Raw genomic sequence first — 25,144 nt, 5'->3', positions numbered from 1 at the left:
ATTTATTAATGCTAATGTACCCCATCCAACAAAATACCCGTTATCCATCACGCACACGACCTTTCAACATCATTTTATAGGAATACGAATATCCAATATAATGGTTTCATCATTACATAGATTGACATTCCTATATCTGGTAGAATTAATTAGTTTTTTCATCAGAGTCTTTTACAAGACATTTCAAAGACGCAAAGAAATCCCACCAATTTTATGCTTTGTCGAATCTGCTAATTATCATTTAGCACTTGGTTCTATTGAAGTTAAAAAAGGCTTTTGCCCTATTCTACTATTATAGGAAATAAAGTACTCCTCATTTATATTAATCAACTTAAATATTCCTTTCGGGATTGTGACTAAATAAAAAAATGATCAAAGGAAGAAATGAGAAGATTTTACGATTATTCATATCTATCACCAAACAATTCTTGTATATATTTTTCCGACATATATTCACTAAACTCTTTATCTAATAAGTATATTTCATCTTGTTTTATCCACTGGTAGTTAAAAACAGTTCCACAGTCCTCTCCTTCACCCGCTCCAGTAAATCTCCACTTTTCAGGTAATCTTGTTTCTGGAATCAGAAGATAGTCATGTCTTTCAACATTAGCATCTATATAATCCTTATAATAATATTGTGTTCCTATTTTCTTGACTAATTTAAATTGTTTAAGTCCACTTTCTTCTTGAATTTCTCTGAATAACGCTTCTTCTTCTGTTTCTCCGGCATCGACATTTCCACCTACCAATCTAAAGGGTACTTCTAGTACATTAAGATAAACTAATAAGGTCTTTTCTCCAACTTCATTGTCTTGCAAAATAAATCCGTATACCTTCTTTCTAATCGGTTTCCCTTTCCTCATCGTGTCCCCCCATTTAGCTTCTCATAAACGAAAAATAAAAAAGTACTTGATCATTGATCAAATACTTGCTCAGTCGTACGGCGTTATGTATATATGCTCCCTTTTGGTCATCTATGTCTACGCTATTCAAACACTCCATAAATTTACTTTATTGTATTCTGAAAACCAAGATCAAACAAGAGTAACTCATTAATTCTCACCGCTAATCAATTTAGCACTCCGCTTCTGTTTAGCACATTACAATCTATTGTGCATTTTATATAGAGAAGCTTAATAGAAAGGGGTGGATCAGAATGGCAACTCGTCAACCTGATTTAGTATTGATCACTTGGAGCAGAAATCCTTTGGTTCGCGGCTCTGCACGCAGGATTATTTCTGTCCGCATCATAGGAAATGCTGAGCCTTGTCGACCTAGCTTAAGACCCAATGGACTACTTGACACCGCCTTAGCTTGTTTATTAGACAACGACGTTGGTTTTAGAGTGGTGTTTCGTAAAAAAACTTCAAGGATTAGCGGTTATTTGCTGTTACAACGCCATTAATATTTTCCAGAGAGAAATTAGGTGAGTCCATGAACTTACAAGATGTAAAGAAAAGCTATGATTTAATCGTAAGCTTAGGTATGTCTTGTGCTCCTGCTATAAATATGCAAAGAAATAACTTGAGAACATTCTCCATGCCTCTCGACTGGATGATTTCTTATTCATTAACTGATGTAAACAGACTTTATAAGAATAGATTTCAGAATTTCATGGAGTTAACAAATCTGCAGATGCTCAAAGAGACACATTTTTTTCTAGAGGATGGAGTGCCTGCTTATCCTAATGGAAACAAGAATGCTTTAGTGAAATCGTATTTTATTCAGGATACCTGTTATAACATTATCTCGGTACATGATTTTCCAATCACCTCGGGTAAACATTGGTCTACGACCTATCCATCTTATAAAGCAAAGCTGGATTTACGAATGAAGAGATTTTGGGACAAATTACTAAGCAGTAAAAAAATTCTATTCATTAGATGGTTCGCCACATACGAACAGGCTGTAGAGCTACAAGCGATTTTGTCTGATATATTAAAGCCGAACGAATTTACTGTTCTTATCCTTAATCCCGTTCTTGAATTAACATCGGTACGAGAAATCAAATGGGATATTGATAATGTTTGTGTGTTAGAAGTTCCTGATGATATGAATGATTATGATAGCTGGGATTATATTTTGAAAGATATACAAATAAATAACCCTTAAAATCACAAACAAAAACGGCCCTCTTCCGGGTCATTTTTGTTGTATAAGACTACATAATAAACTGCCTAGAACATTAATTGGGCGGGTGCATAGAATAGCGTATAAAAGTAAGCGTCAAACAGCCCACACCTTGACACCAAGATGAGGGCTCGATTTTAGAATGAGGTTAGGATTTCAATACCCGACAGATCGGTGGCAAAGCGGCTGACCAAGGCAAGAACGGGTCCAGCGCTTCTGGATCTTTCAGATCAGGGAGTTGTGGAAGCTGTTCAAATAGAAACTTCAAGTACTGGAACGGATTCAGTCCGTTTTCTTTTGCCGTTTCCATCACGCTATAGATGACTGCACTAGCCTTGGCTCCGCGTGGGGTGTTGGCAAAAAGCCAGTTTTTGCGTCCAATCACAAACGGTTTAATCGCCCGTTCGCTGCGGTTATTGTCGATCTCCAGGCGTCCGTCCTTCAGGAAAGCGGACAACTTCTCCCATTGATTCAGGCAATAAGTGATCGCTTGGCCCAGGGCACTCTTGGGCAGGACGCGAGACTTTTGCTGACGCAGCCATACTGAAAAAGCATCCAGAATCGGGCGGCTGCGCTCCATTCGGACGTTCTCTCGTTCTTCCGGCGTCGCATCCTTCAGTTCTCGCTCCACCGCGAACAACTGATTGCAGAAGGTGAGTCCCTGCTGCGCAGCCGTTCCAATCCTGGCTTCGGAGGCGGGCAAGGCCTTCAGCGCTTCGTCAAACTTGCGGCGCGCATGGGCCCAGCACCCGACCAGAGTCACCCCGGCTACCTTATGGTAGCCAGGGTATCCATCCACGTGCAGGTATCCCCTGAATCCGGCCAGGAAATTTCGGGGATGCTCCCCGCCACGCGCCTTGCAGTATTCGTACAACACGATGGGCGGTCCACTGCGTCCGGTCCGATACAACCACAGGTACGACTGCGACTCGGCGGACTTTCCAGGCTCCCGCAGCACCTGCAGCGTCGTTTCGTCCGCATGCAAAATCTCCTGCCCTAGCAAATGTTCTTTCATTCGCTCAAACAGCGGCGTCAGCCATTGATCTGCCCCATACATCATCCAATTTGCCAGGGTCTGCCGCGAGAGCGTCAGCCCGAGCCGGGCAAACTGTTGCTCCTGGCGGTAGAGAGGCTGACTCTCCACATATTTCTGGTTCATGACATGCGCCAGAATGGACGGTGAAGCCAGACTGCCGGGATAGACCGATTTCGGCATAGGAGCTGTGACAATTGGAGTCTGAATCGCTTCGCGTTCACACCGGCGGCAGGCATACACCTGCCGAATGTGACGCAAGACTCTGACTTCTGCTGGAATCACGGTGATTTCGTTGCGGGTCTCCGTGCTCATAGGATGAAGGTCTCCGCCACAGCACGCACAAACCTGCTCCTCTTCAGGCAGTTCATAGTGAAGGGTATCGATAGGTAATTTCTCCAGTTTGGCCTCGCGAGTGTCCGTCCATTTCTTGCGGCTGTAGGTAAGGGTCTCGGTTTGCGGCTCTTCGGAAGCCGGGGTCGCTAACACCTCGGCTTCATTGAACAGGTTCATCTCGAGCTGATCCGGATGGGTCTTCTCGCTGGAGGTGCCGAAGCGCTTATGCTGGGCCAGACGGAACTGTTCCTCGTACCACTGAAGTTTAGCGGTCAATTCGGCATTTTGCTGTTCCAGCTTGGCCTTTTGTTGTTGGAGTTCTTCTATTGTAGATGAGGGGTTCGCTTGATTTTCCATACCCTAAAATTTCGACAACACGGATGATTTCCCTGCTACCAGGCCTGCAAAAATGAAAAATCCGTTAAACGACGGTCTGAGCCTTGACCTGTTTATGGGCCTGCCGCTGGTGAAGGGAAAGCCCATCCAAGAGCCAGCGAAGTTCGCGAAAGGAAAGGGCAACCGGCGAGTCGCCAGGGCCCGGCCACTGGAAGGTTCCTCGTTCCAGGCGGCGGTACAGCAGCCAGAAGCCATTATGTTCCCAGTAGAGCATTTTGAGTTTGTCGCGCTGACGGTTACAAAAGACAAACAGACAAGGCGCGAACGGATCGAGCTGAAATCGCTCCTGAACCAGGGCGGCCAAGCCGTCGATGGACTTGCGTAAATCTGTGCTGCCGCCGGCTAAATAGACCTTTTCCGGCAGCGTCAGCATAAGGCCTCCAGCGCTTGAACCACTTGACGAAGCAGTTCAGGAGAAAAACCTGTCTGTACGTCAAGAGAGGCCGGACCGATACGAAGCGTCAAGGAGGAAGACGAGGAACGCGGAGAAACGGTCACCGGAATAAAGGAAGGGGAGGAAGAGCAAGGCTGGCTGGAATCGATTTTGCGGAGCCAATATTTCAATTGATGTAAGGTCAAGCCCTGTGCTTCGCACCAGGCAGACATGGAAAGGCCACTGGTCCGATAGTCCCTGATGCGTTCTGTCCACTCATACTGGCGTTGTTCGGCATTGGTCATCTGGCAGATCTCCTTGATTTAAGATATGCCTATGATCTCATGGCTGGCGTTGGGTTTACAGGTGGGCTAGGTTTGACGCTTACGTATAAAATACTGGGAGGTAATCCATTGAATAATTTTCAAATGCATCAAATGAACCAAATGCCTCAATCCGTTATAGTCTACCCTGTTGATGCATATGTCGTAGAAACTCTAAAGAGTGTAATGGGCAAACAAGTTGTTCTTGAAACCACACGTGGTGGAATCAGCGGATGTGTCGTTGATGTTAAACCAGACCATGTAGCTTTAGATACACGAGGCAGAAGATTTTTTGTGCGTATTTGCGAGATTGTTTGGATAATGCCAGAATAAATCAACGACTATAGGAGCTGGAAACAGCTCTTTTTTACTAATATTTTTTATAATTTTTGAACAATGATTTGATTGCCAGGACGATCTACCCAAAAAATTGAATTTCCGACCTTCTCTACACCTTGACCACTTCCATAGGTAGGAGGCTTAATCCTCTCTATAAGCTTGAAAGAATGACCCTCAAAATGATATTTATCCAACCCCTGAGCATACTTCTCCCCAAATTTATTTGAGCCATGTAGATTTGCATAAAGATTGTCCCCATCAAAAAAAATGCCTTGATATCCACCTTCATCTCCAAATATCCCTGAAAGTGGGTATCTTTTTAGCAGTCTGAATTGGGCATCAAATTTTCTAATCTCATTTTTGTCATGATATACTATCCAGAAAAATCCTTTAAACTTTGCTAACGATTCCGCCGTTCCATCACCGATATCGAATACATCGACTTGTTTTAAATCCGGCAAGCTGTACTTGACTATTCTACTAATTCGCTCATTCTCTGGTGGTGCTGAATTAAAATTATAGACAGTGGCATATAAAAAACCACTAGAAACATAACAATCACCAAATGACATAAACCGATTATGACTGTCCGTTCCGGTGTATGCTCTTTTTATCTCCTTTATATAATTTCCATCAAGATCATAAACTGAAATTGTATTTGATAGGGTGAACTTTTCCGAACGGTCTGAGGTGACATACACGGTCTTTCCATTAGATCCCACACCTTGCCACGCCCTAAATGGTTTTTTCATTTTAATTGTTCCTTCATAAGAACTCTCAAAAGCCAGGGAGTGAGAAGATAAAAGCCCACTTAAACCAAATGCAAGGCATAGAATAGCGATATTTTTTTCACGGTGCCCCCTATATGTAAATGTTTATATTTTAATTCTCTTAAGTGTATTTCTTTTGTATTTTCACCGTATTAATACTTTCACAAAATCTTTAGTTATCATCAATCAAATGACTAATCATTTCTTGCGCAGCAAAAACATATGGATTCAGATATAACCTACTGATACTTACAAATATAGCAATAGGGTTACTGAATCCAAAATCGCTTTGGCTCCAAAGTGATTTTGGATTTTTAAGTTCAGGCTCTACAAGATCATACTTTTCCATCAGCCTTTCCTTTGTTCCACTATCCATTACAGCTCCATTTTCTTTATCAGCAAAGACTGCTCCTGATGGAAAACACACTATAATTAGGACAAAGGAAATGATAAGTATTGCTAGTTTCTTTTTACGCATGACACAGCTCCTAGTTCTTTCTATGGTTTACACTAAACTCTAATTTAGTTCCAACTCAAATATTTCTCGGGTAATCGCAGGAAATCTATGTATTCGACAATCTTGATCAGTTGTAGATTATATTCCATGCAGATAATGGGATAAAAAGTATCAAATTCTATAATACTCCTTTCTCTATATAAAAACAAAAGCACCCCACAACTGAAATTAGTAGGGTACTTTTGTAGGATTCGCTGATATTTTACAATATCAATATTCCGCGAGCATTTTATGGAGTTGGAGTTCCACCGTTAGCATTCAGTGTCTCGCCGCTGACATAGCTCGATTCTTGGCTGGCAAGAAATACATATGCCGGAGCCATCTCTGCAGGCTGTCCCGGACGACCAAGTGGTGTGCTCGCACCGAACTCTTTCAGCACTTCCTCTGGTTGCCCACCCACTACCTGAAGAGGTGTCCACACGGGACCTGGCGCCACTACATTAACTCGAATCCCCTTATGGGCAACTTGCTGAGCGAGTGATTTACTGAATGTATTTATTGCAGCTTTGGTCGTCGCATAGTCCAACAGAATCGGCGAGGGCTTATAGGCTTGAATGGAAGAAGTGTTGATGATGGTGCTACCCGGTTGCATATGCTTCACTGCCGCTTTGCACAGCCAGAACATGGCATACACATTCGTCTTAAATGTATCGTCAAAATGCTTCGTAGTAAGATCAGCGATGTCTGAGACGAATTGCTGCTTGCCCGCAATATTAGCTAATATATCAATCCCACCTAGCTGCTTAACCGCAGTATCGATGAGCTGTTCACAGTATTCCTCATCTTTCAGATCGCCCGGGATGGCGATTGCGGTACGTCCTGCTTCCTGCACCAGCTTGAGAACCTGCTTTGCATCCGCTTCTTCCTCTGGCATGTAGGATAGAACAACATCTGCGCCTTCACGAGCAAAAGCAATCGCAACAGCACGACCTATGCCACTGTCCGCCCCGGTAACAATCGCTTTACGTCCAGTCAGACGTCCGGTGCCTTGATAGGTATCTTCACCTGTATCAGGAACGGGATTCATCTCCTTCTGGAGCCCCGGCTCTTGTTGCTGCTGTTGAAATTCAGGTCCAGCCTTGGTGTACTGAGTGGTAGGATCTTGCATCGTATATTGGTTAGACATCGATCAATTCCTCCTTTTTTAGAAACACGTTTTTTTTATTTTTCGAACTCTTTTTTATGTAAACACAACAGTACACCGCTAAACACACCTTATCGAAAGTACAGTCCTGCATATATCCGCAAAAAATACCCCAACCGCCTATTGAGGCAGCTAGGGTATTTCATACTCTATGTATCATTATCATTTAATGGCCTTAAATTTCATCTGACCTGCCTTGCGCCGACTCATAACGAGTACGGATCTCACGATTTTTAGCGTAGATGTATAAATCTAAGGCCACTATTCCTCTACGTGCCAATTTTACAAGCAGGACGAAAAAGTAGATCCCCAATCCAATAGATATAAGCCAAATTAAAAAGAACATAACACCTACTCCCCCTCCGAAAAAAAGCCCTGTATGTTCCATACGATTTATCATCTCCTTAAGCAATTTTCATTTTTATCAGTCTATATTGCCTAAGCTTAAATAAATATATGGAAACTCACACTGAGCTGGGCACCCTCCATTCAGTCTCACGTATACATTACATAAAGAAGTGATAAATCATGGTTTTTTTATGTTCCTCTTTGTGCTGTTAGCACTGCTTAACATCTTTTTTCCACGATTCGGATGGTACATGAGATATGGTTGGATGGTGAAAGGTAATATTGAGCCGAGTGACGCTTATTTACTAATGACCCGCTTCAGCAGTATAGTGGCACTTGTTGTCCTATTCTTCTTATGGTCCAGCTTCTAATTTAACCTAACGCTTTTAGCACATCCTCAATCTTGCGCTGATGCGACAATACACCATAATTCATCCAAGCCATGAAATCCACCTCATATACGCAGCCGTTACGCACAGCAGGCAAGCTGCGCCAGAGTTGTGTATCCAGCAGTTCCCGTCCTCCTCCTTCAAGCCGATCAAAAGTAATGAACAAATGATCCGCAGTCAGATTTGCAAGCTCTTCTTTTGTCAGGTTTACCCGATTCTTTCCACGGGTCAACTTCCGAACCAAGCTATGGGGCTGCAAACCCAAATCATGATGAAGCACGCTTCCTGTATACCCCAAATGCTCACATCCATAGAGAGTGATTCCGTAGACTGAGATTCTTAAACAAGCTACGGTCTGACTATGGACGTAACGGGTAAGTAACTGCTTGGCTTGCTGTGCCTGATGCTCATAATTGCCGATCACTTCCTGGACACGTTCCGTTCTGCCAAAGACCGCTGCTGCGGAATACAATGTGGCACGCCAATCCTCTTGATGAACAGGCAGCTTGAACAACGGAGCGATCCGGCTGCACTCCTCCAGATGCCAACGATGAAAGCCATTATCCAGCAAGATCAATTCGGGCGTATACTGGGAGAGCTCCTGCCAATTACGAGTCGAAATATCTACCTCAGGCACATTGTGGAGAGCCAGGTACTCTTGTTTCCCCCACTCGGCGTGAGAATATTGCGCCACAGGCGTAATATCCAGAGCCAATAGATAATCTTCCAGAAAAGGAGCAAACACCCTCAATCCCTCCTGATGGAAGCTTCTGTATTGACCTGGAGTAACACCAACCGATCTTTTAAAACGCCGATTAAAATAATACTCATTACTGTATCCGACTGATAACGCGATATCATGCATACGGTCATTCGTTAGCAGTAGCTGCTGCTGCGCTCTTTCAATACGAAGCCCGTTTAAATGCTCCAAGGGAATCCGCCCTGTCACTTCTTTAAAAGTTTGTGTGTAGCGAGCACGTGTAATGCCTGCAACTTCAGCCAACTGATCAACGGTTACGGCTTGGTTATAATGCTCCTCCATATAGTGAATGGAACGTTGTATGGCCTCATGATCAGCTGTGATCTGAACGACAGAGGAATTTGCACGCATGATTAGCAGTAGCAGCTCCTGAAAGCGCGTATGGCCTGCGAACCATTCGATCTCATCTGCGCTTCTACGGCTATGACTGATAGCCTCTAGCAGTAATTTACATTGTGAAAAGGGTTTACAGCTTAGCAAACCAGATCGAAGGATGTCCTCTTTAGTCCTTCCTTCTATTTCACTCTGCCTGTTTCCCCCGGTTTCGATGATTTCAAAAGTAAGCCGATAAAAGCTAAGTCCACGCTCTTCGGCATGGATTTTGCTTAATAGCCCTGGTTCGAATAAGAACCCCGCACCTTTTTCCAGTGGAAACTGCCTCATCTCAGCCTCAACAAACCCCTGTCCTTCCGATACAATGAGTAGGGTGTGATCTTGAAACACCTCACTCTGTCCGCTTCCTGACAGGGATTGGGTTTCTATATTTATCAAGCTATAGAATAGCTTCCTTCTATTGCTGTCTTGCAAATCTTTTGCCATTCTCCCACCCCCAATTGAGAACCATTTTCATTCACTTCAGTTTAAAACAAAAAAGAAGGTCTATCAAGGGTGCTGATAGACCTTCTTTTTGCTATTCCTTATAGGCGGCTGCCGTTTATTTCACCATAGCCTCCAGCAGGTCATCAAGCTTCATCGAATTTGCCGTGATGGCACCCGTCTGCCAGTGGGAACGTTCCATTCTATAAACATTCCCGTTCTTCACTGCGGGCAGGCTCTTCCACAGCGGCCCATCAAGAATTTGGATCGCTTCCTGATTTCCTTCAGTATCCCAGCCCCCATTGTCAGGGAATACGATGATATGATCCGCTTCGAGCTGAGGAATAAGCTCTTCGGAAATAATAGATTGATATTCGGTCATTTCTGCAGCCATAGGCACGGGTGTCAGGCCAAATTGAGAATAAATCACACCGATAAAACGGTTTTTAACACCGAACAAAGCAAAGGTCTTATCCGCTACATTAAGCCGAATCACAGCCACCTTCTCCTGGCCCAGAGCCTGCTGCAATTTAGCTTTTCCATCTGTCACTTTCTGATCATACTCGGTGAGCACAGCCTCAGCCTTCTCCGGAATCCCGAGCGCATCAGCAATGGCTGTAAGCACTTGTCTTGAGTCCTGCAGCACCGCTTCTGGGAGACGATAGGTTGGTGCTACCTTGGAATACTGTTCATACCTCGCCGCATCAGCGCCTCCGTCCGCAATGATCAAATCGGGGTCTTTTTCCAGCAACACCTCCATGCTTCCGGTGATATCAAATTCTGGCACATCCAGATTTAAATAATCCTGTTTACCCCAGCTTGGATGATACCACTGCACCACAGGGGTAATACCCAATGCCTTCAAATAGTCTTCAACATAGATCCCGGCCACCCGTTTAGGGCTAACTGGAATCTCTACTTCCCCAAATTCCCCTGTAATCGTCCGAGTTGCACCCTCTTCTTGGGCATTTCCACTTCCTTCGGTTGGCGTGCTGTTGCTAGCAGAGGTTGATTCCCCTGCATTCTCTGTTTTAGCAACGTTATCTTTTGCAGTATTGTTCGTTCCGCACGCCGCCAGCGCGGTCAATGCCATAATAAGTACTGCTGCCCACAAAAACTTCCGACCCCATCTTGTCATTATCCCTTCACTCCAATGTTATATTTTCATTGATTATCATTCTCAATAATCATTATCACAATAGTAGCATGACTTTTATAGCTTTCAATGCACTTTCTCCGTAAAAATCTTATACAAACTATTAACTAGTTTCTTCACGCCTTCTCAAATTTCTTTTTATTTACGATTGATTTATATAATGCTTTCGCTTACAATAAACTCATAAACGCGCGTTTATGAAAAGAGGGGAAACATGCGCAGCGAAGATATAGCTAAGTTGGCCGGGGTTTCCCGAAGCACGGTATCCCGCGTGATCAACAACTATTCCAACGTCCCTGAAGAGACCCGTGCCAAGGTGCTGCGGGTGATTGAGCAACATCAGTACGAACCGAACAGCTTTGCAAGGGCTTTAGCCGGTAAGAAGACCGATACAATCGGACTCTTCGCCATCAGTATGAACGAGAAGGAGAATACTACCCGAATTTATCAGAACAATTACTTTGCTCCATTCGTTGATGCCGTAGTCGACACCTCGAATGCCCGCGGATGTTATGTACTGATTCATACGGTTTACTCTCCCGACGATTTTATCAAGGTAAAGCAAGCTTTTCTTCAGAAACGGATTGACGGCGGTATAATTGTCGGCACTCAGAAGGATATTAATATCGTCCGAGAAATGGTAGGGCTAGACTCTCCTCTCGTATTAATTGATTATGATATTTCTGAGATTATGTCGGAGCACCTAGATCGCAATCATCTGGCTATTGTGAACTCCAAGGATTACGAGGGCACCACAGAAGCGATTGAATATTTGATCTCTCAAGGTCATCAAGAGATCGGCATCATCTGTGGGCAAATGAATACGTACTCTGGTCGAGAGCGTTATACTGCTTATGAGGATACGCTGAAGAAGCATGGCCTACCTATGAATGAGAAATTTATCCTGAAGGGTGATTTTCTGAAGGAGACCGCTTACGAAGAGGTTAAGAAGCTTCTCGCTTCTGGCGAGCCATTGCCAACAGCCTTCTTCTCCTCCAACGATGACATGGCTATATCAGCGATGGAAGCGTTCTCTGAGCATGGAATTATTATCCCCGAGGATATCTCCATTGCCGGATTTGATGACATTCAGTTAGCATCTCGTATTCAGCCTAAGCTGACCTCTGTACGCTTGCCGATCTATGAAATGTCCAAGGCCGCAGTCGAAAAAGTAATCGAGCTGTGTGATTCACAGCAGCCGACGTTTAGTACGATCAGCTTTCCAGCTCGTTTAGTGGAGAGAGATTCCTGTCAACCACCGAAGAAGTAGCTTAAGATCATCCTTCGCTGAAGAAATCTACATATTTTTCTGTGAAGCTGCTATGATTCGGTATCGAAACTACTGCTTTAGTTATCCTGCTTGAAAACCATTGAGAAAACTCCCTTCCCTCGAGGGAATTTTTTCTGAAACTTATAAACGCGCGTTCACAATCGAAAGGAGACTTTCTCACATGAAATTCGGTACCTTTGACGACACTCGTAAAGAGTATGTAATTAACACACCTAAAACACCTTACCCTTGGATTAACTACCTTGGTAATGAGCAATTTTTCGGACTTATTTCTAATACAGCTGGTGGTTACACCTTCTATAGAGACGCTCGTCTCAGAAGATTGACCCGTTACCGTTATAACAATATCCCATTGGATACTGGCGGCCGCTACTACTATCTTTATGACGATGGTGATTTCTGGACCCCAGGCTGGATGCCGGTAAAACGTGATCTAGACTTCTACGAATGCCGTCACGGTCTTGGCTACACTTCCATTACTGGCGAACGCAATGGCATCTCTGTGAACCAGCTTGCTTTCGTACCTATGGGTCATAATGCTGAAGTACACCGTCTTGTAGTGAAGAATACTGGCTCCGCTAAAAAATCCGTGAAACTGTTCTCTTTTGCAGAGTTCTGTCTCTGGAATGCACAAGATGATATGACCAACTTCCAACGCAATCTCAGCACCGGTGAAGTTGAAGTGAAGGATTCCGTTATCTATCACAAAACCGAATACCGTGAGCGCAGAAATCACTATGCTTTCTACTCCGTAAATAAAGAAATCGCTGGTTTCGATACTGACCGTGAAGCCTTCGTAGGCATGTACAACGGTCTGGAAAGCCCGCAAGCTGTAGTTGCAGGTGAACCTACTAACTCCGTAGCTAGCGGCTGGTCCCCTATCGGATCACACGCACTGAACATTACACTTGAACCAGGCGAAGAACAAAGCTTCATCTTTGTACTCGGCTACATCGAGAACCCTGAAGAAGATAAATGGGAATCCCTGAACGTAATCAACAAAAAACCAGCAGAAGCGATGATCGCACAATTTGCTACAGACGCTCAAGTAGATGCTGCACTTGCCGCACTTGCTGCTCACTGGGATAACCTGCTGTCTAAATATCAAATCCAAAGCGGCGACGAGAAACTAGATCGCATGGTTAACATCTGGAATCCATATCAATGTATGGTTACCTTCAATATGTCCCGTTCCGCTTCTTACTTTGAATCCGGTATTGGCCGTGGTATGGGCTTCCGTGATTCCAACCAAGACTTGCTCGGATTTGTGCACCAAATCCCTGAACGTGCTAAAGAACGTATTCTCGATATCGCGGCTACACAATTTGAAGATGGCAGTGCGTATCACCAGTACCAACCGCTCACCAAAAAAGGTAACAACGAAGTCGGCACCGGCTTTAACGATGATCCGCTTTGGTTGATCCTAGGAACGGCTGCTTACATTAAAGAAACTGGCGACACTTCGATTCTCGATGAGCAGGTTCCTTTTGACAGCAACCCGGATAACACGGCTACTCTGTTCGAGCACTTGAAACGCTCTTTCGAGCATGTAACTAACAATCTCGGACCTCACGGCTTGCCGCTGATCGGACGTGCGGACTGGAATGACTGCTTGAACCTGAATTGCTTCTCTACAGAGCCAGGTGAATCTTTCCAAACCACTGCCAACATCGAAGGTCGCGTAGCGGAATCCGTATTTATCGCAGGTCTGTTCGTCTTCGTTGGACCGGACTATGCTGAAATCTGCCGGATGCGTGGACTTGACGATGTAGCTGTGGATGCCGAAGCTAAAATTGACAACATGCGTGAAATCACACTGACTCACGGCTTCGATGGCGACTGGTTCCTACGCGCTTATGACCACTATGGCGACAAGATCGGTTCCAAAGAAAACGAAGAAGGTAAAATCTTCATCGAGCCACAAGGAATCTGTGTTATGGCTGGTATCGGTGTAGAAGATGGTCAAGCTGAAAAAGCCCTGTCTTCCGTTCAAGAACATTTGGACACTAAATACGGTATTGTATTGCAACAACCACCATATTCCAAGTACTATCTGAACCTGGGTGAAATTTCTACGTACCCTCCGGGCTACAAAGAAAATGCCGGTATTTTCTGCCACAACAACCCTTGGATCATGATCGCTGAAACGGTACTTGGACATGGCGACAGAGCGTTTGAAATTTACGCTAAAATTGCTCCGGCTTATTTGGAGGATATCAGCGAAATTCACCGCACAGAGCCTTATGTCTACTCCCAAATGATCGCAGGTAAAGATGCCGTTCGTCACGGGGAAGCTAAAAACTCCTGGTTGACTGGTACTGCTGCTTGGAACTATGTAGCGATTACACAATCTATCCTTGGTATTCAAGCCGATTTCAATGGTCTGAAGATCGATCCTTGTATTCCTACAGAGTGGGACAGCTTTGAAATCACACGTGTCTTCCGTGGAGATACTTATGTGATTCAAATCAAGAACCCGAACCATGTATCTAAAGGTGTAGCTAGTCTTACTTTGGATGGTGTAGCTGTAGAAGGTAACATCATCGCTCCTGTTGGAGACGGTGCTGTACACCAAGTAGTTGTAGAACTGGGTTAAAAAAAATCCGCTCAACCGTTCGCTTGAACGATTGGGCGGATCTATAAATAACACTAGATGACCCCTGAACCCTTCAGGGGTCATTTTTTTTACCCTTCCATAATATCTGCTCTTAAATCACTCGCAACCTCAAGCATTCTCGGGATCACAGCTTCATTGCTGCCAGAAACGTAAATATCGCCTTCATAATACCTAAACGGGATTGTAGCATCGCCAAAGCTCCACATAAAGAATTCTCCCTCAATCGACATCGTAGTGGCGCCTACTACTGTATAAACTGATGTATAGGTGAAATCAGGTTTGGACGCGAAATATTGCTTACACTCTTCTAAAGATATGATTTGTACTGAATCTCCATCATTCTGCATAGCTCTTGTAATTCGATAACGTTTGCTCATTGTGATGCCTCCAATATTTTCTGTAAAATAATCAGCTACCTTATCCCGTTCAATCAAATATAGCATACAATAAAGCGCAAATCCCAGCTATCCTAAATACAGATTCCTCTGATTTGGTGAACAGCGTGGATGGAATGCTGTTAGGAGTATTAAGGCGTATGAATCCGAGCGTAAGAATAGATCAAATTGGCTGGACATAGGGGCGACGAGCATCACCGTACATCTTAATCAAAAAAAGGGACAGGCTGAATAATCCAGCTGCCCCGATTGCTAAACAGTAACCATTCCCCGAAGTCTATGTCTATCCTATACCTTAAACGCTGGCTTCAGGAATCCACACCTTCATTTCACCACTGCCACGATTCCCCCATAAGTAATATGGAACAGCCTTAACCTTAACCGGTTGAAGGGGTGCTTTCTCTCTGCTGTAAAGTCCTCCACTCCAGCCCTCTTGATCAATACGCAGTCCGTCTGCCTCGACAACAACCGCGCCGCCAAGCAAAGTCTCATTGAACGCCGCCGTAAGTTCACCGTCTTCTTTTAAAGAAATAGAGCTTAAAGGCTCACCATTATCGATACTTTCAAGACAATACACAAGCGGCCCGCGTTGAATTGTTACCTTTTGAGCATCGGCACGCAAATTTGGATGAGCGTAGACGCGATGTGCCTCCATTGGGTCATGCATTTCGATGACATCTCCGGCTCTCCACTCTCTCCGAATAACGAGGTACCCCTGTTCAATGTTCTCAGCTGTATTCAAGGCTTCACCATTGACTCTGATCTCCATCCCTTGACTCCACGACGGAATCCGCAATGCAATGCCAAACTCCGCTTCCACGGCCGGATTAATCTTCATGGAGACTGTACCTTTCCATGGATAGTTACTCTCTTGCTGAATTGTAACCTCCGCTCCACCCAGCTTAGTTGTCAGCTCACTGCCAATATACAAATTCGTGTAGAGCGTATCCCCATGAACCGTGTAAATGTATTGATTGAGCGAAGTCAGCAGACGCGCCACATTCGGAGGACAGCAGGCACAGCCAAACCAACCTTGACGCTCAGACTTCACATGATGTTTATCCGGGTTGCAGCTGCATGCCTGTGGCCATACTTCCAGTGGATTCACATAAAAATAGTGCTTGCCATCCTGTGCCATCGAGCCCAGCACATTGTTATAAAGTGCCCGCTCCATAACATCGCCATAACGTGCATCCGGCGATATTCTCAGCATACGCTGTGCAAAAAAGATCAATCCAATAGAGGCACAGGTCTCTGCGTACACCGAATCGTTAGGCAAATCATAGTCGAAGGTGAACGCCTCACCTCGATGCGTAGAACCGATCCCGCCAGTAATATACATTTGCTTGTTAGTTATGTTATTCCACAGTCTCTCGCATGCCTCACGAAGTGTAGCATCTCCTGTAATAGCAGCTAGATCTGCCATAGCAGTATACATATAAACCGCACGTACAGCATGCCCTACAGCCACTTCCTGCTCTCTTACCGGAAGATGGCTCTGGTAATATTTTAAATCTAATTTCTCCTTCTGACCCGTGAAAAAATTGATACTCCCCAGATTATCCCATTGTTCCTTTAAAAAGTTTGGTTGTTGTCCTCGCTCATTAATAAAAAAGCTGCTGAGCTTCAAATATCGTTCCTCACCTGTAAGCCGGTATAACTTAACGAGTGCGAGTTCAATCTCCTGATGTCCATCATAGCCCCGCATTTTACCTTCTTCCGGGCCAAACACAGAATCGATATGATCAACCATTCGGCACATGATGTCGAGCAGTTTTCTTTTTCCGGTAGCTTCATAGTAAGAAACAGCGGCCTCAATGAAATGTCCCGCGCAGTACAACTCGTGACAATCGTTCAGATTGGTCCAGCGTTTACCCGGTTCTTTGATCGTAAAATAAGTATTTAAGTATCCATCCTCCTGCTGTGCTTCGCCAACGAGGTCAATCACTTCATCCGCTTGACGCTCCAGATCGGAATCACGTTTGATGCTTAAAGAATAACCTACGGCTTCCAGCCACTTGGCCACATCACTGTCTTGAAATACCCAGCCGTAAAACTCCCCAGTCTTCCGGCCCGCAGCAATCTCAAAGTTAGCAATGGCATGACTGGGCTCAGCACCCGGTGCTCTATCGTGCAAGGCCTCATATTGATACGGAATTACAACATCCTGAACCAGCCGAATATACCCGCCCCAGAAATCATCCTTAATGTTAACCGTTTGATCTTTTGCAACTTGCTGATCTTGTATAATTTTGTTCATTCTCATCTTCCCCTCATCTTATTTCATACTCGCTAATTACAATTATAGAGGGTAGAATAGATAAAAAATACGATCAGAAGCAACCCCTTTTTTGTACTATTTCACACTTCACTTTCGAAGTTTGATTTAAGTTTGAACGAATATAGAAAGGAGCGATAAATTACACAGTGGGCCCTTCATTTATACATTTCGCTGCCCCGCCATTTCCTTATTTTCTAGAATGCAATCACACCGTTTATCAACCCGGAGATCAGCATCCGAATAGAAGCCATATTGGGGTATTTGATCTGCTTATTGTAGAACAGGGCTGTCTATTTATCGGCGAAGAGCGTAATCAATGGGAGGTTTCGGCTGGCCATACACTGCTACTGCTGCCCGATCGCTATCATTATTCCGTTAAGCCGTGCGAAGAGATCACTTCATTCATATGGATTCATTTTCATACCCTTGCAGATTGGTCTAGCTCTGAGGGTGAACCCGTGTATATTAACCGTGAAACACATTTTCGGCAGTTTCTTACTCATCCATATACCATTCGCGTGCCACAGTTTGGTCCCCTTCCTGACCCCTTTGAACGGAGCGGACAAGCCCAGATGCTATTGCAGCTGTCTACGGGTCGGCGTTCCAGCGCAGTTTGGCAGCAGCAACGTATATTTGAAGAAATGCTGCGGATGATGGATCTAGCACAGCATGATACTTCAGAAAGTCATGCGGTGGAAATCGCCGAGCAGACGGAGACTTATATCCGCAATCATTATGCGGAGCCTCTTTCCAATACCTCACTGGCGGATGTGCTGCATTTTCACTATAACTACCTTGCTCGCTGCATGAAACGGGTATACGGACTGACTCCAATGGAGTATTTAACAGACTATCGTTTGGAACAAGCCAAGCTGCTGCTGCTCAAGACAGAGATATCTATAGCCGGAATCGCAGAACGTACCGGCTTCGAGAGCACCGCCTACTTCTCGCGTCGGTTTGCTCAGCAGATCGGAATCTCTCCGCTTCGCTTCCGCAAGCGTTACTCCCGTTAAGCGGACTACTTGGTCTTGTGAACTTGGTAGCTTCTACTTGGTCTCGTGTACTGGTATCTATTGTACGTTTCGGACTCTATTGCATTACTCACTTTTACTTGGTATCTATTGAGCATTAGGTGCCCTATCCCTCACACACTATGTAACATAAGACTTTCTAAGCCTGATTTCTAATCAGGTTTTTTTGTTCAACTGCAATTTTTTGGAAGTGACAAGCATATTTATAGACATGCCTTTAATGTGGAGATGTTAAATATGCAGCCATTAAGATACCTAATCATTCTTTTAGGAAGCTTACTCATTGCTACGGGAACTAATTTTTTTCTCGTCCCATATAAAATCCTGGATGGGGGAATAATAGGGATAGCCCTCATTATCAATTATTTATCCGACGCTAAAATTGGCGTAGCTATAATTCTCTGCAGCTTCCCTATCTTCCTGCTCGCTTGGTTAAAGGAACGCGATATCTTTTACAACAGTGTACTCGGTCTATTGACCTCATCATTTCTAATCGAACTTCTTGGTCCTTTTCAATATTACTTTCTGTATTATTTTGAGTTTGGTTCCGTTTCTAGCGCCATTATTGGCGGTTTTTTGATGGGAACGGGGCTTGGGATCATGCTGCGGTTTAAAGCAAGTACGGGTGGAACCGATCTGCTTGCTCAATTTATTAAAAAGTATGTACCGCTCAACCTTGGAGTTATCATCTTCTTAACTGACTTTATGATTATCGGCGCTGGGGGACTCCTGATTTCTAAAGAAACCTTCTTCCACTCCATCCTCACGATTGTCTCTGGAGGGGTGGCTACAGGTCTGTGCACACTCGAAACAAAATAATGGAAATAAATATGAATATACACGATCATATGTTCGTATTATAATAAGAAGAAAAAATCTAATGTATCTCTACCTCACCTGGAGCGTGTGAACCTATGAATAAAGAGCGTGTCATTATGCTATCCGATTGCCAAAGCTTCTATGCCTCCGTGGAGAAAGCCTCTAATCCGCAGTACAGCAACAAGCCACTTATCGTCGCTGGAGACCCCGCTCGACGGAGCGGTATTGTACTTGCTGCCTGTCCTATAGCCAAATCTTTTGGCATTACTACTGCCGAGACGTTGAAAGAAGCGCTGGCGAAATGCCCCGAGGTCATCGTGGTCAGACCGCATATGCAGCAATATATCGACGTCTCCTCTCAAATCACAGACATTCTGCGCAAATTTAGTGACCAGGTAGAACCCTATTCTATCGATGAGCAGTTTATAGATGTCAGCGGTAGCCTCAGTTTATTTGGCAGCCCAAGCGAGATTGCCACCGCCATTCAAGATCTAATTCTCAGAAATACAGGCGTACGTGCGCGCATTGGCATTGGATACTCCAAGGTTACCGCCAAAATGGCCTGCGACCTGTGGGCCAAGAAGAACAAAGCGGGTATATTCACCCTCACTAAAGAACAACTTCCCGATGTACTCTGGCCCCTCCCCATTAGCGAGCTATTCATGGTAGGCCGCCGCATGTCTGTTCACTTCCAGAGTATGGGTATCACAACGATTGGCCATTTGGCACAGATGCCGTTAAGCGAGCTAAAATGGCGCATGCGGGAGAAATTCCACAAAAAATGTGATATCGATGCCGAGCTATATTGGCGGATAGCCAATGGAATCGATGACAGCCCCGTGAGCCCCAGCACCTATGAAGTCGCACCCAAAAGTGTTGGGCACCAAATGACGCTGCCACGGGATTACTATAAGCTGCAAGATATCAAGACCATCATCCTAGAGCTGTCTGAGCTTGTATGTAGACGTTGCCGCAAATTGAAAGTACATGGTGCAGTCGTGTCTGTCGGCTGCCAAGGTGCCAGCTTTGATGACCCAACAGGCTTCTCAAGACAGACTACAATGAGTGACCCTACGAATGCCACCCTGTTAGTATATGAGGCTGCTCTTTCGCTCTTTAAGCTACACTGGGACGGCCAGCCTGTACGCAGAATTCACTTAAGCTTGTCCAATCTATCTGACGAAAGCCAGTACCAGCTAACGCTATTTGAGTCTCGCCCTCGCTATCGTGAACTCGAGCGGGCCACCGATGCTCTCAAAAATAAATACGGGGAGACGATCATTGGACGGGCAGCTTCTTTCACAGACGCCGGGCAGCTTAAGGACAGGTCTGGAAAGATCGGCGGACACTATAAATGAGCGAAAATTTCTTAAAAAAGTCCCTTGGCATATTTTGATCTTTGCGTTTTCCATGTCGTTCAAGACCTCTCTATAGCGATTGAAGTTCTTCCACCTTCTGAACTTTTGATGAGGTTTTAGATGAAGATTTCTTAGGAGCAATATTAAGATTGGAGTCGTGATCAAGATACTTCCGTCATTATTGAATAAAAGAGTCATCAAAAAGCATAATAATTGAATATACCAATATAAACGATGTCCCGATCTTTTTGACAAAATCACAAGTCGTGCAGCCGCCCAGTTAAAAAAGCCGAAACTTTCTAGTATTACCGCCATGACGATGGTGGCCATAATAGTGATAGACGCCCCACCTATTTTCCCGATAATATCAGCAATATCACTACCAGACACAATTCCCGTTAACAATAAAATCCCAGCCCCGATTGATGCTGGCCATGCTTCATTAATGCCTCCCGGTCTCATAAAAATAACTAGCATAGCCATTATGAAGACAAAGGTTGTTATTCCAATGCCGAAAGTCATGATCACTCCTCCTTTATACCTGCAAAAATATAAGACAAGCCCAACCTGTCCTATTCACTATATTTTATGCATGTACAATTGGTAGGAACTGGATGTAATGCCAACTCTTCTAAATTGTATCTTTTTCGAGCATTTTAAGTATGAGATTTATTCATGGTAATACTATTTTAGGCTTGATATTTTCAATCAATAAGGCGACAATCGGATATGTGGAATTATAGATATAACATTCCAGGGGAGGATCGGAGAAGTTGGATAGTACGAGTAACACTACCTATTATGAAATCGTTGATCTCTGTCTTCTTGCTGGCAAGATCATGCTGCAGAATGGTGCAGAAACATCCAGAGTTGAAGATACGATGACGCGAATGGCTGGATCTCTCGGGTTCCCGGGAGCACACAGTTATGTGACGCCAACCGTAATTATGTTCACCACAAATAGAATAGAGCCTGTTAAGTTATACAGGATTGCGGAACGAACAACAGATCTGCAGAAGGTATCGGAGGTCAATGATATTTCTCGGCGTTTAAGCGAACGTCAGATTACAGCTGAGGAAGCCCGTGCAAGATTAGGAGAAGTCGATGAAGCCTCACCTGTCTATCCCGTATGGCTGCAGATCTTAGCAGCCGCCCTTACAGGTGCTTGCTTCACCGTTATGTTTAAAGGCAGTTTGTGGGATGCTCTCCCCGCCTTGCCGATTTCCGGACTAGGCTTCGCTGCGGTCATTTATCTGCATCGTTTAGTGCAGACTAAATTCTTCGCAGAGTTTTCTGCTTCCTTCCTGATCGGACTTCTAGCCTTCTGTTCTGTAAAGCTGGGAATTGGTCAAGAGATGGACAAAATCATTATCGGCTCCGTTATGCCTCTAGTACCCGGACTACTCATTACTAATGCCGTTCGTGATCTGATGGCCGGTCATCTTGTCTCAGGCATATCCAAGGGTGCCGATGCCTTTCTAACTGCATTTGCGATCGGTACAGGTATCGGGCTTGTACTATCACTATTTTAATATCCATGTGAAAGAGGTTAGCCCTTCATGATTTTGCAACTTATAACCAGTTTTATCGCCGCGGCAACCTTCTGTATTCTATTTAATGCGCCTAAGCGCTCACTACTACAGTGTGGTTTTGCCGGAATGGTGGGCTGGATGGTGTATGTGCTTCTTAATGTAGAGTTCGGACCTGTTGTAGCTACATTTGCAGCTAGTGTAATAGTGGGCATCGTCAGCCAATTTTTTGCGCGATCCTTCAAAATGCCGGTTATTATTTTTAGTGTAGGTGGTATTATCCCACTTGTTCCGGGTGGCCTCGCTTACGATGCTATGCGTAAATTTGTGGAAGAGGACTATACTCTGGCTGTAGAAATCGCTGTTCGGGCATTAATGCTCTCTGGAGCCATTGCAGCTGGACTCGTGCTAAGTGATGTAATTGGACAAATGTTCCGGCGCCGCGCAATCAAATAACAACATATTTTCAACAAAAAGAAATCGCCCTTTGGTACAATGGTGGACACCCATCCATCTCCCAAGGAGCGATTTCTTTGTTCAAATATAAGAAAGTATAAGTTTCACACTATACTTGATTCCATCTCTATACAAGTGCTGCTTCCGGAAAGGCTGCGGGTGTAACATCCGGATGAATACTATTGATGCTAGTGTTCTTGATCCAGGACAGCCCTACAGTACCTTCACCCGCATGAACAGCCACAGCAGGAATATATGTCATAATCTCTGTACGTAAGTCGGGGGCCATCGCTTTGATGTCCTCTTCTAACTTAAGTGCCATCTCTAAATTATTAGAATGCATGATGCATACATCACTAACAAGTCCTACATCCTGTTTAAATATATCCAAAAGCGTCTGTTGCGTCTTCTTCATCGTGCGAATCTTCTCCACAACAACGGCCTTCCCTTCGTCAAAACGAAGCAGCAGGTTTATGCGCAGCAATTGGCTAAGTACAAATTGTGATCCAGAAACACGTCCACTGCGATGAAGCTGTGTCAAGCTCGCAGGAATTAAGTAAAAGGACATATTCTGAATAATATTTTCAATCTTCGCTTTAATTTCCAGTCCAGAAAGGCCCTTTTTCTGCCAATGTATACCGCGCATGATCATTTCTCTGATCGGATAAGCGCCTACCTTGGCATCAATTCCAATTACATTGGCCTCCGCTATTTCGGCGCCTTGCATCGAAGCATTGTAGGTGCCACTGAGTTCTGACGATAGATGTACAGCGATAATTTCATCGTATTCTTCCTTCAACCGTTCGTATAGCTCGATAAACTCACCGATTGGAGGCTGTGAACTGCCTACCTTTTCATGCTGACGCATTTTCTCATAGAAGTCATCAATTGTAATATCTATATTTTCTTTATAACATTCGTTGTTGATAATAATTCGTAACGGAATAATATACACATGATTGTTCTTGGCGAATTCCGGATCTATTATACTTGTACTGTCGGTTACCCAGGCAATTGATTTCATGGTCACTTGTCACTTCTCTCTTTCATAAAGGGAATAGTAGAATGAATGAGGAGACAAGGGCCACGAATTTCAGACCAGTGAATCACACGCTCATCCTGAATAATCAACTTGAAAATTGAACAGCGGTTAAGTAATCCGCGTATTCGTAAATTATACAGGATAACAAGCGTTAATATAGGCAAAACAGGCCGTTCATGCAAATTTTATTCAATTTATTTCAACATTATTCGACATTATTTCACATTATATATGACAAATATACCTATCCTAAAAGACTCACTTCATGTTATGAAAAAGCTAAACCACAGTAAAATATCCCCGTCCCCGCCCTCACCGTTCTTCCATAAATCAGCGCTTGGTAGTTACATTAATAGGTACACTTTACATTTGTTACAGTACGGGGCTAAATTATCATTTGGTCAGATATGGCCCGGCATCTGTCAATTTTCCAACTTCCCCTGTTGGCGGGTTGCGCTCACCTTTATGAAGACCAGTTACCTTCTGCTGTGGTATTTCTTATTGCGGTATAGTTAAGGATACCGTCCAGTTCTTCTCCTGAATCTTAAAATCCAACTCACGGTAAGACTTCGATAGATCATCCATCTGCTTCTGAATCTGAACGACATCCACCGTTCTCTGAAAACGAACCTCTGAGCGGCTATAACGGTCCTGAGTAATGGAAGCCTGTTCAAGCAAATCGCTAAGTAGCTTCCGCAGCTGTAGCATTTTATCCCGTTCCGCTAGCGCATCGGCAATACTCCAGTTCTCATTGAAAGCCACAGATGAATTCGTTCGATTAATCGCTCGGATCAAAATCGTCTGTTCATTCACAGCTCTTTCTAACTCTTGTAAAAGAACCTCTGGCTGTTCAGCCGGCTCCTCACCCTCTTGAACTTTAACGACTCGCTCCAGGCGCTGCTTTAGCTGCGCGATTTTACGGGTAAGATCACTCCGATTCACTAACGCTTCCGCGAGTTTCATATCTGAATTCCTCCTAAGATTTTCTGATAGCTGGCGATATCTAATTTTCGACCAAATTTACAGCCAATCTCCTTAAAGTAAGCGCATTGCTCATATCCATTATTCAAAAAAAGCTGGCGACTGCGTTCATTCTCTGCGCATACAGTAGCTACTAATACATGAAAATCAAGCTCGGCAGCCCTCTTTTCAATAAAGCGTAAGGCATGCTGTCCTATTCTATTACCCACACAAGCCGGTTTCAAATACACACTGATCTCCCCAGAGGTATCATAAGCCGGTTTGCTCTTATGTCTAGCAATCAGTACATAACCCTGAATGATATTATCCCAGGATAAAATCACGTACGATTTGAATCGCGGATCATCATTCATCACGGATTGACGCATTTCATCCAAACCTAAGGGCTCCGTGTGAAAAGATACCGTGGTGTTAAGCACATAATAGTTATAAATATCAAGAACATCTGCCAGATGTTCTTCACGAATTTCAGTAAATAACAAGCTCTCTCCCATTACTTTGTTTAACACAG

General features: G+C 44.2%; 26 protein-coding genes and 1 pseudogene. 11 read left to right on the top strand and 16 right to left on the bottom strand.

What is annotated here, in order from left to right:
- Nucleotides 1-401: 401 nt before the first annotated feature.
- Nucleotides 402-866 (bottom strand): NUDIX domain-containing protein, encoded by a 465-nt coding sequence (locus NSU15_RS12140; protein ID WP_339290589.1) that lies wholly within the window; start codon nucleotides 864-866, stop codon nucleotides 402-404.
- 293 nt (nucleotides 867-1,159) lie between these two features.
- On the opposite strand from NSU15_RS12140, the gene NSU15_RS12135 reads away from it, so the two are divergent.
- Complete coding sequence (locus tag NSU15_RS12135; RefSeq protein ID WP_076117720.1) at nucleotides 1,160-1,408, top strand: hypothetical protein; 249 nt, start codon at nucleotides 1,160-1,162, stop codon at nucleotides 1,406-1,408.
- 29 nt (nucleotides 1,409-1,437) lie between these two features.
- Nucleotides 1,438-2,115, top strand: a complete 678-nt coding sequence (locus tag NSU15_RS12130) for a DUF1796 family putative cysteine peptidase (protein ID WP_339290586.1) — start codon at nucleotides 1,438-1,440, stop codon at nucleotides 2,113-2,115.
- 166 nt (nucleotides 2,116-2,281) lie between these two features.
- Here the strand turns inward: NSU15_RS12130 and NSU15_RS12125 are convergent, their stop codons facing one another.
- The 3 genes from NSU15_RS12125 to NSU15_RS12115 all read right to left on the bottom strand — a co-directional run bounded on the left by NSU15_RS12125 (nucleotide 2,282) and on the right by NSU15_RS12115 (nucleotide 4,576).
- A complete protein-coding gene (locus NSU15_RS12125; protein WP_076147732.1) occupies nucleotides 2,282-3,859 on the bottom strand; it encodes an IS66 family transposase in 1,578 nt (525 codons plus the stop codon).
- Between the two features lie 64 nt (nucleotides 3,860-3,923).
- The gene (tnpB, locus tag NSU15_RS12120; RefSeq protein ID WP_076147734.1) at nucleotides 3,924-4,271 is read right to left on the bottom strand and encodes an IS66 family insertion sequence element accessory protein TnpB; all 348 of its coding nucleotides are present in this window, start codon (nucleotides 4,269-4,271) and stop codon (nucleotides 3,924-3,926) included.
- The gene (locus tag NSU15_RS12115; protein WP_076147737.1) at nucleotides 4,265-4,576 is read right to left on the bottom strand and encodes a hypothetical protein; all 312 of its coding nucleotides are present in this window, start codon (nucleotides 4,574-4,576) and stop codon (nucleotides 4,265-4,267) included. Before NSU15_RS12115 ends, tnpB begins: the two co-directional genes overlap by 7 nt.
- 123 nt (nucleotides 4,577-4,699) lie before the next feature.
- Between NSU15_RS12115 and NSU15_RS12110 the strand changes: the two genes are divergently transcribed.
- On the top strand, nucleotides 4,700-4,927 hold the full coding sequence (locus NSU15_RS12110; RefSeq protein WP_339291328.1) for a DUF2642 domain-containing protein: 228 nt from the start codon (nucleotides 4,700-4,702) through the stop codon (nucleotides 4,925-4,927).
- 47 nt (nucleotides 4,928-4,974) lie between these two features.
- On the opposite strand, the gene NSU15_RS12105 is transcribed toward NSU15_RS12110, so the two are convergent.
- From NSU15_RS12105 to NSU15_RS12090, 4 genes are all read right to left on the bottom strand, one after another.
- Nucleotides 4,975-5,685: a hypothetical protein gene (locus tag NSU15_RS12105; protein WP_339290585.1), complete on the bottom strand. Its 711-nt coding sequence runs from the start codon at nucleotides 5,683-5,685 to the stop codon at nucleotides 4,975-4,977.
- 190 nt (nucleotides 5,686-5,875) lie between these two features.
- Nucleotides 5,876-6,181 (bottom strand): hypothetical protein, encoded by a 306-nt coding sequence (locus NSU15_RS12100; RefSeq protein WP_339290584.1) that lies wholly within the window; start codon nucleotides 6,179-6,181, stop codon nucleotides 5,876-5,878.
- A gap of 268 nt (nucleotides 6,182-6,449) precedes the next feature.
- Nucleotides 6,450-7,346 (bottom strand): SDR family oxidoreductase, encoded by an 897-nt coding sequence (locus tag NSU15_RS12095; RefSeq protein ID WP_042126754.1) that lies wholly within the window; start codon nucleotides 7,344-7,346, stop codon nucleotides 6,450-6,452.
- Between the two features lie 193 nt (nucleotides 7,347-7,539).
- Entirely contained in the window at nucleotides 7,540-7,752 is a 213-nt protein-coding gene (locus NSU15_RS12090) for a hypothetical protein (RefSeq protein ID WP_042126752.1), read from the bottom strand.
- Between the two features lie 151 nt (nucleotides 7,753-7,903).
- Here NSU15_RS12090 and NSU15_RS12085 point away from each other — a divergent pair, with 151 nt between their 5' ends.
- Nucleotides 7,904-8,083 (top strand): DUF6199 family natural product biosynthesis protein, encoded by a 180-nt coding sequence (locus NSU15_RS12085; RefSeq protein ID WP_076117727.1) that lies wholly within the window; start codon nucleotides 7,904-7,906, stop codon nucleotides 8,081-8,083.
- Nucleotide 8,084: 1 nt separating this feature from the next.
- On the opposite strand, the gene NSU15_RS12080 is transcribed toward NSU15_RS12085, so the two are convergent.
- Together NSU15_RS12080 and NSU15_RS12075 are read right to left on the bottom strand one after the other, a co-directional pair.
- Nucleotides 8,085-9,680: an AraC family transcriptional regulator gene (locus NSU15_RS12080; RefSeq protein WP_339290583.1), complete on the bottom strand. Its 1,596-nt coding sequence runs from the start codon at nucleotides 9,678-9,680 to the stop codon at nucleotides 8,085-8,087.
- 115 nt (nucleotides 9,681-9,795) lie between these two features.
- The gene (locus NSU15_RS12075; protein ID WP_042126747.1) at nucleotides 9,796-10,815 is read right to left on the bottom strand and encodes an ABC transporter substrate-binding protein; all 1,020 of its coding nucleotides are present in this window, start codon (nucleotides 10,813-10,815) and stop codon (nucleotides 9,796-9,798) included.
- Nucleotides 10,816-11,047: 232 nt separating this feature from the next.
- Between NSU15_RS12075 and NSU15_RS12070 the strand changes: the two genes are divergently transcribed.
- Together NSU15_RS12070 and NSU15_RS12065 are read left to right on the top strand one after the other, a co-directional pair.
- A complete protein-coding gene (locus NSU15_RS12070; protein WP_042126745.1) occupies nucleotides 11,048-12,103 on the top strand; it encodes a LacI family DNA-binding transcriptional regulator in 1,056 nt (351 codons plus the stop codon).
- A gap of 181 nt (nucleotides 12,104-12,284) precedes the next feature.
- Nucleotides 12,285-14,720 (top strand): glycosyl transferase, encoded by a 2,436-nt coding sequence (locus NSU15_RS12065; RefSeq protein WP_042126742.1) that lies wholly within the window; start codon nucleotides 12,285-12,287, stop codon nucleotides 14,718-14,720.
- Between the two features lie 89 nt (nucleotides 14,721-14,809).
- On the opposite strand, the gene NSU15_RS12060 is transcribed toward NSU15_RS12065, so the two are convergent.
- Nucleotides 14,810-15,118, bottom strand: a complete 309-nt coding sequence (locus tag NSU15_RS12060) for a hypothetical protein (RefSeq protein WP_076117731.1) — start codon at nucleotides 15,116-15,118, stop codon at nucleotides 14,810-14,812.
- Nucleotides 15,119-15,431: 313 nt separating this feature from the next.
- Nucleotides 15,432-17,396, bottom strand: a complete 1,965-nt coding sequence (locus tag NSU15_RS12055) for a beta-L-arabinofuranosidase domain-containing protein (protein WP_076117733.1) — start codon at nucleotides 17,394-17,396, stop codon at nucleotides 15,432-15,434.
- A gap of 167 nt (nucleotides 17,397-17,563) precedes the next feature.
- On the opposite strand from NSU15_RS12055, the gene NSU15_RS12050 reads away from it, so the two are divergent.
- From NSU15_RS12050 to NSU15_RS12040, 3 genes are all read left to right on the top strand, one after another.
- Entirely contained in the window at nucleotides 17,564-18,430 is an 867-nt protein-coding gene (locus NSU15_RS12050) for an AraC family transcriptional regulator (protein WP_042126736.1), read from the top strand.
- A 246-nt stretch (nucleotides 18,431-18,676) separates the two neighbouring features.
- Nucleotides 18,677-19,267 (top strand): YitT family protein, encoded by a 591-nt coding sequence (locus NSU15_RS12045; RefSeq protein ID WP_042132102.1) that lies wholly within the window; start codon nucleotides 18,677-18,679, stop codon nucleotides 19,265-19,267.
- Nucleotides 19,268-19,362: 95 nt separating this feature from the next.
- The gene (locus tag NSU15_RS12040; protein WP_042126734.1) at nucleotides 19,363-20,625 is read left to right on the top strand and encodes a DNA polymerase IV; all 1,263 of its coding nucleotides are present in this window, start codon (nucleotides 19,363-19,365) and stop codon (nucleotides 20,623-20,625) included.
- A gap of 102 nt (nucleotides 20,626-20,727) precedes the next feature.
- Here NSU15_RS12040 and NSU15_RS12035 read toward each other — a convergent pair.
- Nucleotides 20,728-21,147, bottom strand: a pseudogene (locus NSU15_RS12035) (ArsB/NhaD family transporter); the annotation flags it as partial.
- A 251-nt stretch (nucleotides 21,148-21,398) separates the two neighbouring features.
- Here NSU15_RS12035 and NSU15_RS12030 point away from each other — a divergent pair.
- Entirely contained in the window at nucleotides 21,399-22,157 is a 759-nt protein-coding gene (locus NSU15_RS12030) for a threonine/serine exporter family protein (RefSeq protein ID WP_076117735.1), read from the top strand.
- Between the two features lie 27 nt (nucleotides 22,158-22,184).
- Nucleotides 22,185-22,610 (top strand): threonine/serine exporter family protein, encoded by a 426-nt coding sequence (locus tag NSU15_RS12025; protein ID WP_042126727.1) that lies wholly within the window; start codon nucleotides 22,185-22,187, stop codon nucleotides 22,608-22,610.
- 127 nt (nucleotides 22,611-22,737) lie between these two features.
- Here NSU15_RS12025 and NSU15_RS12020 read toward each other — a convergent pair whose 3' ends face one another.
- The 3 genes from NSU15_RS12020 to NSU15_RS12010 all read right to left on the bottom strand — a co-directional run bounded on the left by NSU15_RS12020 (nucleotide 22,738) and on the right by NSU15_RS12010 (nucleotide 25,142).
- Nucleotides 22,738-23,634 (bottom strand): DegV family protein, encoded by an 897-nt coding sequence (locus NSU15_RS12020; protein WP_081389757.1) that lies wholly within the window; start codon nucleotides 23,632-23,634, stop codon nucleotides 22,738-22,740.
- Between the two features lie 516 nt (nucleotides 23,635-24,150).
- Nucleotides 24,151-24,615 carry a DIP1984 family protein gene (locus NSU15_RS12015; RefSeq protein WP_042126725.1) on the bottom strand — a complete coding sequence of 155 codons (465 nt, stop codon included), beginning with the start codon at nucleotides 24,613-24,615 and terminating at the stop codon, nucleotides 24,151-24,153.
- Nucleotides 24,612-25,142 (bottom strand): GNAT family N-acetyltransferase, encoded by a 531-nt coding sequence (locus tag NSU15_RS12010; RefSeq protein WP_231574162.1) that lies wholly within the window; start codon nucleotides 25,140-25,142, stop codon nucleotides 24,612-24,614. Before NSU15_RS12010 ends, NSU15_RS12015 begins: the two co-directional genes overlap by 4 nt.
- Nucleotides 25,143-25,144 lie beyond the last annotated feature (2 nt).

The sequence above is a fragment of the Paenibacillus sp. FSL E2-0201 genome (assembly GCF_037963325.1).
Classification (GTDB): Bacteria; Bacillota; Bacilli; order Paenibacillales; family Paenibacillaceae; genus Paenibacillus_AQ.
Note: the sequence above shows the minus strand (reverse complement) of the source record. Positions and strands in the feature narration are given on the sequence as shown.

What these genes read in the sequence shown, in the direction of transcription:
- NSU15_RS12060 (WP_076117731.1), bottom strand. Translation starts at nt 15,118, where the DNA reads ATGAGCAAACGTTATCGAATTACAAGAGCTATGCAGAATGATGGAGAT.
- NSU15_RS12025 (WP_042126727.1), top strand. Translation starts at nt 22,185, where the DNA reads ATGATTTTGCAACTTATAACCAGTTTTATCGCCGCGGCAACCTTCTGT.
- NSU15_RS12125 (WP_076147732.1), bottom strand. Translation starts at nt 3,859, where the DNA reads ATGGAAAATCAAGCGAACCCCTCATCTACAATAGAAGAACTCCAACAA.
- NSU15_RS12075 (WP_042126747.1), bottom strand. Translation starts at nt 10,815, where the DNA reads ATGACAAGATGGGGTCGGAAGTTTTTGTGGGCAGCAGTACTTATTATG.
- NSU15_RS12130 (WP_339290586.1), top strand. Translation starts at nt 1,438, where the DNA reads ATGAACTTACAAGATGTAAAGAAAAGCTATGATTTAATCGTAAGCTTA.
- NSU15_RS12045 (WP_042132102.1), top strand. Translation starts at nt 18,677, where the DNA reads ATGTTAAATATGCAGCCATTAAGATACCTAATCATTCTTTTAGGAAGC.
- NSU15_RS12015 (WP_042126725.1), bottom strand. Translation starts at nt 24,615, where the DNA reads ATGAAACTCGCGGAAGCGTTAGTGAATCGGAGTGATCTTACCCGTAAA.
- NSU15_RS12140 (WP_339290589.1), bottom strand. Translation starts at nt 866, where the DNA reads ATGAGGAAAGGGAAACCGATTAGAAAGAAGGTATACGGATTTATTTTG.
- NSU15_RS12065 (WP_042126742.1), top strand. Translation starts at nt 12,285, where the DNA reads ATGAAATTCGGTACCTTTGACGACACTCGTAAAGAGTATGTAATTAAC.
- NSU15_RS12115 (WP_076147737.1), bottom strand. Translation starts at nt 4,576, where the DNA reads ATGACCAATGCCGAACAACGCCAGTATGAGTGGACAGAACGCATCAGG.
- NSU15_RS12040 (WP_042126734.1), top strand. Translation starts at nt 19,363, where the DNA reads ATGAATAAAGAGCGTGTCATTATGCTATCCGATTGCCAAAGCTTCTAT.
- NSU15_RS12090 (WP_042126752.1), bottom strand. Translation starts at nt 7,752, where the DNA reads ATGGAACATACAGGGCTTTTTTTCGGAGGGGGAGTAGGTGTTATGTTC.
- NSU15_RS12105 (WP_339290585.1), bottom strand. Translation starts at nt 5,685, where the DNA reads ATGAAAAAACCATTTAGGGCGTGGCAAGGTGTGGGATCTAATGGAAAG.
- NSU15_RS12135 (WP_076117720.1), top strand. Translation starts at nt 1,160, where the DNA reads ATGGCAACTCGTCAACCTGATTTAGTATTGATCACTTGGAGCAGAAAT.
- NSU15_RS12085 (WP_076117727.1), top strand. Translation starts at nt 7,904, where the DNA reads ATGTTCCTCTTTGTGCTGTTAGCACTGCTTAACATCTTTTTTCCACGA.
- NSU15_RS12095 (WP_042126754.1), bottom strand. Translation starts at nt 7,346, where the DNA reads ATGTCTAACCAATATACGATGCAAGATCCTACCACTCAGTACACCAAG.
- NSU15_RS12020 (WP_081389757.1), bottom strand. Translation starts at nt 23,634, where the DNA reads ATGAAATCAATTGCCTGGGTAACCGACAGTACAAGTATAATAGATCCG.
- NSU15_RS12100 (WP_339290584.1), bottom strand. Translation starts at nt 6,181, where the DNA reads ATGCGTAAAAAGAAACTAGCAATACTTATCATTTCCTTTGTCCTAATT.
- tnpB (WP_076147734.1), bottom strand. Translation starts at nt 4,271, where the DNA reads ATGCTGACGCTGCCGGAAAAGGTCTATTTAGCCGGCGGCAGCACAGAT.
- NSU15_RS12070 (WP_042126745.1), top strand. Translation starts at nt 11,048, where the DNA reads ATGCGCAGCGAAGATATAGCTAAGTTGGCCGGGGTTTCCCGAAGCACG.
- NSU15_RS12055 (WP_076117733.1), bottom strand. Translation starts at nt 17,396, where the DNA reads ATGAACAAAATTATACAAGATCAGCAAGTTGCAAAAGATCAAACGGTT.
- NSU15_RS12110 (WP_339291328.1), top strand. Translation starts at nt 4,700, where the DNA reads ATGCATCAAATGAACCAAATGCCTCAATCCGTTATAGTCTACCCTGTT.
- NSU15_RS12080 (WP_339290583.1), bottom strand. Translation starts at nt 9,680, where the DNA reads ATGGCAAAAGATTTGCAAGACAGCAATAGAAGGAAGCTATTCTATAGC.